The 9,487-nt window shown below is 64.0% G+C and carries 10 protein-coding genes; 4 read left to right on the top strand and 6 right to left on the bottom strand.

Features of this window, described 5'->3' with window-relative positions; translation table 11 throughout:
- The first annotated feature begins 351 nt into the window (after positions 1-351).
- Both E5W87_RS11225 and E5W87_RS11220 read left to right on the top strand, forming a co-directional pair.
- Positions 352-1,128 (top strand): YbaY family lipoprotein, encoded by a 777-nt coding sequence (locus E5W87_RS11225; RefSeq protein WP_292397009.1) that lies wholly within the window; start codon positions 352-354, stop codon positions 1,126-1,128.
- Between the two features lie 388 nt (positions 1,129-1,516).
- On the top strand, positions 1,517-1,786 hold the full coding sequence (locus tag E5W87_RS11220; RefSeq protein WP_292397006.1) for a hypothetical protein: 270 nt from the start codon (positions 1,517-1,519) through the stop codon (positions 1,784-1,786).
- Positions 1,787-1,907: 121 nt separating this feature from the next.
- Here the strand turns inward: E5W87_RS11220 and ndk are convergent, their stop codons facing one another.
- The 3 genes from ndk to E5W87_RS11205 all read right to left on the bottom strand — a co-directional run bounded on the left by ndk (position 1,908) and on the right by E5W87_RS11205 (position 3,864).
- The gene (ndk, locus tag E5W87_RS11215) at positions 1,908-2,330 is read right to left on the bottom strand and encodes a nucleoside-diphosphate kinase (RefSeq protein WP_023800663.1); all 423 of its coding nucleotides are present in this window, start codon (positions 2,328-2,330) and stop codon (positions 1,908-1,910) included.
- 109 nt (positions 2,331-2,439) lie between these two features.
- Positions 2,440-3,075, bottom strand: a complete 636-nt coding sequence (gene bluB / locus E5W87_RS11210) for a 5,6-dimethylbenzimidazole synthase (RefSeq protein WP_292396999.1) — start codon at positions 3,073-3,075, stop codon at positions 2,440-2,442.
- Between the two features lie 93 nt (positions 3,076-3,168).
- The gene (locus E5W87_RS11205) at positions 3,169-3,864 is read right to left on the bottom strand and encodes a glutathione S-transferase family protein (RefSeq protein WP_292396997.1); all 696 of its coding nucleotides are present in this window, start codon (positions 3,862-3,864) and stop codon (positions 3,169-3,171) included.
- Positions 3,865-4,022: 158 nt separating this feature from the next.
- Here E5W87_RS11205 and E5W87_RS11200 point away from each other — a divergent pair, with 158 nt between their 5' ends.
- On the top strand, positions 4,023-4,535 hold the full coding sequence (locus E5W87_RS11200; RefSeq protein WP_292396994.1) for a DinB family protein: 513 nt from the start codon (positions 4,023-4,025) through the stop codon (positions 4,533-4,535).
- Positions 4,536-4,636: 101 nt separating this feature from the next.
- On the opposite strand, the gene E5W87_RS11195 is transcribed toward E5W87_RS11200, so the two are convergent.
- Positions 4,637-4,939, bottom strand: a complete 303-nt coding sequence (locus E5W87_RS11195; RefSeq protein WP_292396992.1) for a DUF982 domain-containing protein — start codon at positions 4,937-4,939, stop codon at positions 4,637-4,639.
- Positions 4,940-5,059: 120 nt separating this feature from the next.
- Entirely contained in the window at positions 5,060-6,298 is a 1,239-nt protein-coding gene (locus E5W87_RS11190) for an MFS transporter (protein ID WP_292396990.1), read from the bottom strand.
- Between the two features lie 100 nt (positions 6,299-6,398).
- On the opposite strand from E5W87_RS11190, the gene E5W87_RS11185 reads away from it, so the two are divergent.
- Complete coding sequence (locus E5W87_RS11185; RefSeq protein WP_292396987.1) at positions 6,399-7,307, top strand: LysR family transcriptional regulator; 909 nt, start codon at positions 6,399-6,401, stop codon at positions 7,305-7,307.
- Positions 7,308-7,311: 4 nt separating this feature from the next.
- Here E5W87_RS11185 and E5W87_RS11180 read toward each other — a convergent pair whose 3' ends face one another.
- Positions 7,312-9,393: an ATP-dependent helicase gene (locus E5W87_RS11180; protein WP_292396984.1), complete on the bottom strand. Its 2,082-nt coding sequence runs from the start codon at positions 9,391-9,393 to the stop codon at positions 7,312-7,314.
- Positions 9,394-9,487 lie beyond the last annotated feature (94 nt).

The raw sequence follows: 9,487 nt of genomic DNA, 5'->3' as shown, positions 1-9,487 counted from the left end.
AAAGAAGCAAGAGCCGTGGCAACGGCGCTGGCCAGTAAGGCCGCGCTCACGGTTGATCTTGTTGACATGATTTCACCTCCGATTGGGTTGTTGAGCGCGCCGTTCCTCAAGCGCGCATTGGTCAGTTCGGTCCGGAGGCTCGCTGTGTTACATCTTTTTGGGAACACGACTTCGTGATCGCCTAGGCCCGGCTCAAGCAAAATTTTTGCCGGTCACGCCAAAAGAGACCGACGACAAGCCCGCAAGCCGCCGGAATGCACCGCCGTGCGAATAGTCCGTGTGGGCGCCACGGAACCACCGCAATCCTGCGAGACCTTCCGACCAGTTTGGTGCGCTATGGGGAGCAGGATCATGCTGGGCAGGATCGCCGAGTTCTTCATCTTCGGTGTCATGCCGCTGGTCGTTGGTATACTGGTGGTGCCTGAGTTGTCCGTTGCTGCCGAGCGGACCCTGAAGGGCGAGGTGATGTATCGCGAGCGCATCGCGCTACCGCCCAACGCCGTGCTTTCCGTGCAGCTTGCCGATGTCTCGCTGGCCGATGCGCCAGCCGCTGTCATCGGCGAGCATAAGGTCGCGCCGGCCGGCCAGGTGCCGATCAAGTTCAAGATCAGCTTTGATCCCCAGGTGATCCGGCTTGGCATGACCTATGCGCTGCAGGCGCGCATCACCGTCGACGACAGGCTGCTGTTCATCTCCGATACGCGCCACCAGGTCGATCCGCTGAGCGACGCGCCGCAGACCATCATGCTGAAGATGGTGACGTCGAGCGAGAAACCGGCAGCGGCCCCGGTGCTCGGACAGAGCTGGCTGGTCGAGTATATCGACGGCATTGGTGTGATCGCCGAGCCGCAGGCGACGTTCAGGATCGACGAGGCGGGCAAGGCCGGCAAGGCCGGCGGCAGCGGCCCTTGCAACGTCTACTTCGCCACCGCCAAAGTCGATGGTTCGACGATCGCCATCAGTGACATCGGTTCGACCTTCAAGGCCTGCGCACCCGAGATCATGGCCGAGGAAAAGGCGCTGTTTGAGGCGCTGGCCAAGGCAGCGTCGTATCACGTCGACGCCGGCAAGCTTGTTATCGCCGACAAGGACGACCGTGTCATCCTGCGCTTCAACGCCGCGAGCTGAGGTCTGTCGATATACAGGTGAGGCCGGCCCGCACATGGCAGGCTCCCTGCGCTTCCCTACAGCGCAGCGCGCCCTATTGGGCGCGCAAAGGACGCTGTAGCATTTTGATTTTGCGCATGATCCTTTCCGAAATCGATCTCGATTTCGGGGTCATGCGCGGGCTCACCTACCTCAAGCACGCTCCGCTCCGGTTCTCGGAATCCACCATTTGATCGCTTCGCGCTCGTCTTCGATTCCGGCTCGGCCTTTGGATTCTGCCTCAGCCGGGAATAATCCCGACTGCAGGAGCGTTAACTTCCCATACGGCGGGCAGGCAAAGGGACAACTCCCTTCACCGAAGCCGCCAGACCGAATGCGGCTCGATCTGGCCATCTAAAGGAGTCCAGATATGAAAAAGCACGCACTTATCCTTACTGCCGCGGGCGCATCATTCCTTGCCTTTGCTGGCGTTGCCAAGGCAGACGACCATCTGTTCGATGCCCTTCAGCATGGTCTCAGTCCGGATAGCCAACCTTTCCAGACCAACAAGACCGGTCACAACGGCGATGTCGCGCCTGGACAGGGCAGCCCGTTCACCGGTCACGATACACAGACCCCTGCCACCGACACGGAAGCAGCGAACGACCATGCGAACGTGAAGGAACGCCAGGCGAAGTAGACCAACAGAACCCGCTGCGAGGGGGCGGCGGGCGACCAATCGACCGTTATACGGCGTCGAAGAAAAAGGCCGGCGAAACGCCGGCCTTTTTTAGTCATGGGCGGTGATCCGGGCCGTCGGCTCAGCCGACGATCTCGGTGTCCGAGAACCAGTATTTGATTTCCTGCGCGGCGGTTTCCGGCGCGTCGGAGCCGTGGACCGAATTCTCGCCGATCGACAGCGCGTGCACCTTGCGGATGGTGCCTTCGGCGGCGTTGGCCGGGTTGGTGGCCCCCATCACGTCGCGGTTTTTGGCAATGGCGTTCTCGCCTTCCAGCACCTGCACGACCGTTGGGCCCGACGACATGGATTCGACCAACTCACCGAAGAACGGACGATCCTTGTGGACGGCATAAAAACCTTCCGCCTCGCGGCGGCTCATCCACACCCGGCGCGAGGCGACGACGCGCAGGCCGGCTTCTTCAAGCATCTGGGTGATGGCGCCGGTGAGATTGCGCCGGGTCGCGTCCGGCTTGATCATGGAAAAGGTGCGTTCGAGCGCCATGGGGTCGTCCTTGTGATGGAGAGTGGAATTGAGGGTGGCGGGCTCTATACAAGCCGCCCGCCGGCTTGCCAAGGGGAGGCGGGCGCGAAGGATCGCCAGCCTTTGCGCGCTACCGCGTAATCACAATCGAAGCGCGCCGGACTTCCCAGCCTTCCCGTTCCAGTTCCGGCACGCCGTGGTTCTCACAGGGGTAGCCGACGCAGAAGTAGCCGATCAGCGTCCACTCGGGCGGCGCGTCGAGGATCGTCGCCATCTCGGCCGGGTTGAGGATCGAGACCCATCCCATGCCTATTCCTTCGGCGCGCGCCGCCAGCCAAAAGGTATGGATCGCCATCACCGCCGAATACTCGATGGTCGCGGGCATGGTCAGGCGGCCGAGCCCATGCCCCTGTTTTGTCGCGCGATCGGCGAAAACCGCGAATTGGCAAGGCGCCTCGTTCAGCCCGGCGAGCTTCAGGCGCGCATAGAGTGCGGCGCGTTCGCCGCCGAACGATGCGAGCGCCTCCGCATTGCAGCGCTCAAAGCAGGCCCTGACGGCGGCACGGCATTGCGCACTCTCGACCATGACGAAACGCCAAGGCTGGCTCAGCCCGACCGAGGGCGCAATGCTGGCGAGATCGAGCAATCGCTCCAGCGCGCCTTCAGGGAGCGGCGTCGGCTTGAATCGCCTTACGTCCCGCCGCCACCGGAAGAGGTTGACCAGCTCGGCGCGAAAATCGTCCGGGAATTCTGGGCCTGACGTCATCGTGTCGTACTGCCTTTGCTAAGGGAGTAGGGGAGTAGGGCAGTAGGGCAGTAGGGCAGGCACGGCGGCGCGCATACCTACTGCCTTATTGCCCTACGCGGCGGCGGCCGCCACCTTGCGGCCGAGGCCATCATGCAGGTCGAGGCAGCGCTCGAACCACTGCGCCACCGCATCGCTGTCGTCGAGCAACCGATAGGGCGAGGCGATGCGAGCCCATTGCAGCGCGCCGAAGACGATGTAGTCGGCAAACAGCGGTGACTGGCCGCCGATGAACGGCTGATAGGTGAGTGTCGAGCGCAACGGCTCCAGCGACGCGCGGAAGGCGTCGAGCCCGGCGTCGCGCGCCGCCATCACCTCTTCCAGTCTCTTGCCGAAGCGCTGCTCGCGGTTTTGGCGGAAATAGGCGGCGTTCGCCTCGTCCTGCATGGCGTGGAGATCCATGATCGCCGCAGTGGTGACATAGGGATGGATGGTCAGCTGCGACCAGCGTTCGATGAAGCGTGCTATCGCCTTGCCGCCGTGGCCGGAAAACAATGTCGGCCGCTCAGGATAGGCCTCGTCGAGATAGAGCGCGATGGCGAAGGAATCGGCGACCACCTTGTGGCCGTCGCGGATCACCGGAACGAGCTTTGAAACGCCGCCTTCAACGGTGGGCACTTCGAGAAAACGTGTCGGCACGGTTGAGATGTCAAGCCCCTTGTGGGCGAGCGCCATCGCCGCCTTCCAGCAATGCGGACTGAACGGACGGGCAGCATCGCGTCCTACGAGGTCATAGAGCAGAATGGTCATTGGCGGCAGCTTCCTTGCGGTCTACTAGGTGCGTCCACTTGGAAAGTACGCTCTAGCGCTTTTGAATCTACGCATCGTGGTTTTCCGAAAAACGGTACCGATTTTTGGGCCGATGCGGTAGGCACCCGGAACGGGGTCTTGCGGGTCGGGAGAAAAAGATGAGACAGCACTTCATGATGTTTGCGGCCTACAATCAATGGGCCAATAGCCGCATCTACGATGCCGCGGCCGATCTCGACGAGGAAGAATTCCACCGCAATGTCGGTGCTTTCTTCGGCTCGATGATGGGCACGCTCAACCATATTCTGACCGCCGACCGCATCTGGATGAGGCGGTTCACCGGCGAGGGCGACGCGCCGGCCAGGCTCGACACGATCCTACACCGCGCGTTGCCGGGCTTGCGGCTGGCGCGCGAGGCCGAAGACAAAAGGATCATCGACTGGGTCGGGGCGTTGAGCGACAAGGCTTTGTCCGGCCGCTTCTCCTACATGACTGTCTCCGATATGCGCACCGTATCGCAGAGATTAGCGCCGGCGCTCGATCATTTCTTCAACCACCAGACCCATCACCGCGGCCAGGCGCACACAATCCTGACCGTTCTGGGCCGGCCTTCGGTGTCACTCGACCTGACGCTGTTCCAGCGTAGCGACGACGGGCGCGCCTACGCCTGATTTGGGATCATCCGGATCGATCATGATCGAATTGAATGTAAACCCGTCGAAGATGAACAGCATCTCGACGGGTCATCATCGCAAAGAGGCCTAGCCAGGCGTCAGGCGGCGTATCCGCCCTGGCCCCGGGCGACCGGCTTGACCGAGACCGCCGGCTGGGTCGATGGCCAGAGAATGCCTGCCGTCACCGCGAAGGTGATCAAGGCATCGCGCGCTGCTTCGGGCGAGATATCGCCGGCGCGTGCCGCTTCGCAGGCCTTCACGGCCGCGCCATAGCTAAGGCGTCGCCGCGAGGGCGGGAACTCGGTCAGGAACTCATGCATGTCGAAGAGCGAAGCGATCATGCGCTTATGGCCGGCGCCGACGGATACGGCGACCGGGGTGAAGGACATCCTGTCGTGCATTCTGGCCTCTCGAATTGGGTGGAGGTGACGGCGGACGCCGCTCTCCGATAAGTCGGACGCCCAGAAACGCGGATTGCGGCATCAGGTTCCATATTGCCGGATTTGCTTTTTCGCCGCTCATCAAGACCAGGAGCGCGGGCTGGTTGGGGCCAGCCAGTCCACGGCCAGCGCCAAAAGCCCGATCAGGATGCCAACCGCCGAGATCGTCGACCATCCGCCCCATACCCAGGCAATCCCGGCCAGTGCCGATCCGACCGCACCGCCAAGGAAGAACAATCCGACGAACAGGCCGTTCAGCCGGCCGCGGGCTTCGGGATTAAGTAAGTTGACGATCCTGCGGCCAAGCGTCTGGTCGCCGGTTACGCCGATATCGAGCAGCACGGCACCGGCGCCCATGACGATCAGCGGCAGCGTCGACGCACCGTCCACCGCTGTTCCTGCCCAGGCGCAAAGCCCGAACGACGCGATCATGGCGAGGTGGCAAAGCATCGTTGCGCGTGGCGTCCATCCGCGATCCCCGGCACGCCCGAACAACGGCGCAACGACGGCGCCGCCGGCACCGACCAGCTCAAACAGCGCAATGCCGCGTTGCGTGAGCTCGAATGGCGGCTGGGCGAGGCGAAGTGCTACCGAGGTCCAGAACACGCTGAATGCAGCCATCGCAAGGCTTGCCGTCAGCGCTCGGATCCTGAGCTGCGGTTCGCAGCGGAGCAGGCGCCAAAGCGAGGCGATCAAGCCGGGATAGGTCATCGGCGACGACACCGGCCGGCGCGGCAGCCAGACGGCCAGGACCACCGTCAGCACCGCCATCACCGCGGCGCTGACACCATAGAAGGCTCGCCAGCCCCACGCGCTTGCGATCAGGCTGGCCAGTGGCCGCGACAGCAGAATACCCAACATCAGGCCGCCCATCACATCGCCAATGACACGGCCCCGCCGTTCCGGCCGTGCCATGGCGGCGGCGATCGGGACCAGAACCTGGATGGCGGAGCAGGCGGCGCCAAGCACGAACAGGGTCGCGAGCAGCATGGTCGCGCTAGGTGCTATCGCCGCGATACCGGCGGCGACCGCCGCCGAACCGAGCATGCGCACGATCAGAGCCCGGTTTTCCCTGAGGTCGGCGAGCGGCACCAGAAGGAACAGGCCGGCGGCGTAGCCGAGCAGTGTGATCATCGCCACCAGGCCAACTTCGGCGCCGGCAAGCCCGAGCGAAGGGCCGATCAAGCCGATCAGCGTCTGCGGCGCAAACAGATTGGTGACCACCACGCCAACGGCGGCTGCAAGCAGCAGCGTCGTTCTGCCGTTGATCGTGTCGCTGATCTGGGTTTCCGCGGCGCGTTCCCCGAGAACATTGACCATGCCAGACTCCATCAACATCAGCATGATGATTGAATTCATTATGCTGGCAGAGTAACATGACGCAATTCAATAGATTGAATAATGATTATGAGGAAAGCGCATGAATCTGCATGACCTCGAAGCCTTCGTGGCGGTGGTGGAGACCGGCTCCGTCGTCGGCGCGTCCGGCCGCCTGAATCTGACCCAGCCCGGCGTATCGCGCCGCATCCAGAACCTCGAGGAGGCGCTGGGGACGCCGCTTCTCGACCGCCTGTCTAAGCCGTTGAAGCCGAGCGGCGCGGGGCGCGATGCCTACGAGCACGCTCGCCGTGTCCTGCGCTCGTTGGAAGACCTGAAATCTGGGCTCGCGCCCAATGGCGAAATCACTGGGGAATTCCGTCTCGGCATCCTGCCGTATCTGTCGGACGCAGCCCTTGCCGTTCCGCTCGACCGGTTGCGCAAGGAGTTTCCGCGCCTGACGCTGCGCATCACCTCCGGCTGGTCGCCGCGTCTGCTGGAGCAGGTCGTCCGCAGCGAACTGGACGCAGCCGCGCTGTGCCTGCCCGATGGCGAGCGGCCGCCGGAGGAGCTGACCGGCGACGACCTCGGCGAGCAGGCGGTCCTGCTGATCGCTGCGCCCGGCCTTGGCGTGCCTAAACCGGCAAGCCTCGCCGATCTGTCGGCTTTTCCCTGGGTCCTGAACGAGAATGGCTGCGGCTTCCGCGGCTTCATCCGTCGCAGTTTCGAGGCGGCGCACCTGCCGTTTCAGGTCGGCGTCGAAGCTTTGAGCGCGGACCTGCGCATGTCGCTGGTGGCACGCGGCCACGGCATCGGCATCGTCACCCCGGCGGCCTTGACAGGCAGCCCCTGGCGCGATGCGGTCGAGATCCTCGACACGGATTTCCGTCCACAGGTGCGCGCCTGGGTCTTCCACCGGCCGCCGGCCGGCCGCTTGCAGCGCCCGATTTCCCTGTTCGGAGAGACGCTGTTTACGTCCTTGCACGGAGCAGGGCCGTTTCTGAAGGCCTGAGCGCCTATTTCCACATGTCACGCATGCGGGCGCCAAGGTCGACGCGCACTTGCGGCTGGCGGCGCGGATCGTCCTTGGCCTGGACGCTCGCCCATGATGTTTGTTCGAAGGCGCCGAGGATCGAGGCCGGGATGAAGCGGGTGCGCGAGGCGTAAACGTGGCGATCGCCACGCGCCGCCTGGCCGTGGACGAAGAAGCGCTGCGGCATGACCAGGTGCAGGCCGTCCTTTGCCCGCGTCATCGCCACGTAGAGCAGGCGGCGCTCCTCGTCGATATCCTCCTTCGAGCCGACGGCGAGGTCGATCGGGATGCAGCCGTCGACGGTGTTGAGCACGAAGACGTTCTTCCATTCCTGGCCCTTGGCCGAATGGATCGTCGACAGGATCAAATAGTCCTCGTCGCGATGCGGCGGCCCGGCCTCGTCGCTGGTAGCGTCCGGCGGATCGAGCGTCAGCTCGGTGAGGAAACGTTCGCGCGAGGCATAGCCCGAGGCGATCTGCTCGAGCTGCAGAATATCGGCTCGGCGCGTCGTTGCGTCCTCGTGGATGCGGTCGAGATGCGGCTCGTACCAAAGCCTGACCTGTTCGAGATCGGCCGGCCATTTTCCCGATCCCGTACGAAGCTGCGAGAACAGCGCGACGAAATCTTGCCAGTCGTCGGCGGCTCGTTGCGGCGGCCGGTAGCGCGCCAGCCCCATCGCTTCGTCGAGCGACGTCGCCATGGTGTCGACGATCTGCGAAGCCGCCGAAGGGCCGATGCCGGGCAGGAGCTGCAGCACGCGGAAACCGGCGACGCGGTCGCGCGGGTTTTCGGCGAAGCGCAGCACCGCAAGCACGTCCTTGACATGGGCGGCGTCAAGGAATTTCAGCCCGCCGAACTTGACGAACGGGATGTTGCGGCGCGTCAGCTCGATCTCCAGCGGCCCGCTGTGGTGCGAGGCGCGAAACAGCACGGCCTGCGCCTTCAGCGCCGTGCCGGTCTCGCGCTCGGCTAAGATCGCCTGGCAGACGTAACTCGCCTGCTCGGCCTCGTCGCGGACGCTGACCAGCTTCGGCTTTTCGGCCGATTTGCGCTCCGTCCATAGGTTCTTGGTAAAGCGCTCCGAGGCCTCGCCGATCACCGCATTGGCGGCGGCCAGGACGGTCTCGGTCGAGCGGTAGTTGCGCTCAAGCATGACGATCTCGGCCGGCCGCGCGAATTGTTTTGGGAAGTCGAGGATGTTGCGCACCTCCGCCGCGCGAAACGAGTAGATCGACTGCGCATCGTCGCCGACCACCGTCAGCCCGGATCCGTCCGGCTTCAGCGCGGTGAGGATCGAGGCCTGCAGCCGGTTGGTGTCCTGGTATTCGTCGACCAGCACATGGTCGAAGCGCCCGCCCAGATGCGCTGAGATCTCCGGCTCGCCAGCCATCTGCGCCCAGTAGAGCAGCAGGTCGTCGTAATCGAGCACGTTCTGCGCCTGCTTGGCCTCGACATATCGGGCGAACAGCGCCTTAAGCTGTTCCGCCCACCCCGCGCACCAGGGAAACACCGAACCCAGAACCTCGCCGAGCGGCGCCTGCGCGTTGACGGAACGCGAATAGATGGCCAGGCACGTGCCCTTGGTCGGAAAACGGTTTTCCGTCTTCGAGAAGCCGAGTTCGTGCCGGGCAAGATTCATCAGGTCAGCCGAATCCTCGCGGTCATGGATGGTGAAGGCCGGATCGAGGCCGATCTCCAGCGCATAGTCGCGCAGCAGCCTGGCGCCGATGCCGTGGAATGTACCGGCCCAGGTGAGCGCATCGGTGATAACGGAGGCATCCCGGCCGAGCACCTCTCCGGCGATGCGCTCGACCCGCTTGGCCATTTCCGATGCGGCACGCCGCGAAAACGTCATCAGCAGGATGCGCCTGGGGTCGGCGCCCCTGACGATCAGATGGGCGACGCGATGCGCCAACGTGCTGGTCTTGCCGGAGCCGGCGCCAGCGATCACCAGCAGCGGCCCGGCGACCTTGCCGTCGCCATGCTCGACGGCAAGGCACTGCTCGGCATTCAGCTTCGCGAGATAGGCAGGCCGGAAGGTCGAATCACGGGCAGCGAGGTTCATTGCCCATCAAGCATCGTTTCTGCTTTGTTCGCAACGGTTTCGACGCGAGAGTTGCGATGGGCGTAGAGCCAGAGCGCTAGATCGAGTTCATCGG

The sequence above is a fragment of the Mesorhizobium sp. genome, assembly GCF_004962925.1.
GTDB lineage: Bacteria > Pseudomonadota > Alphaproteobacteria > Rhizobiales > Rhizobiaceae > Mesorhizobium.
Note: the sequence above shows the minus strand (reverse complement) of the source record. Positions and strands in the feature narration are given on the sequence as shown.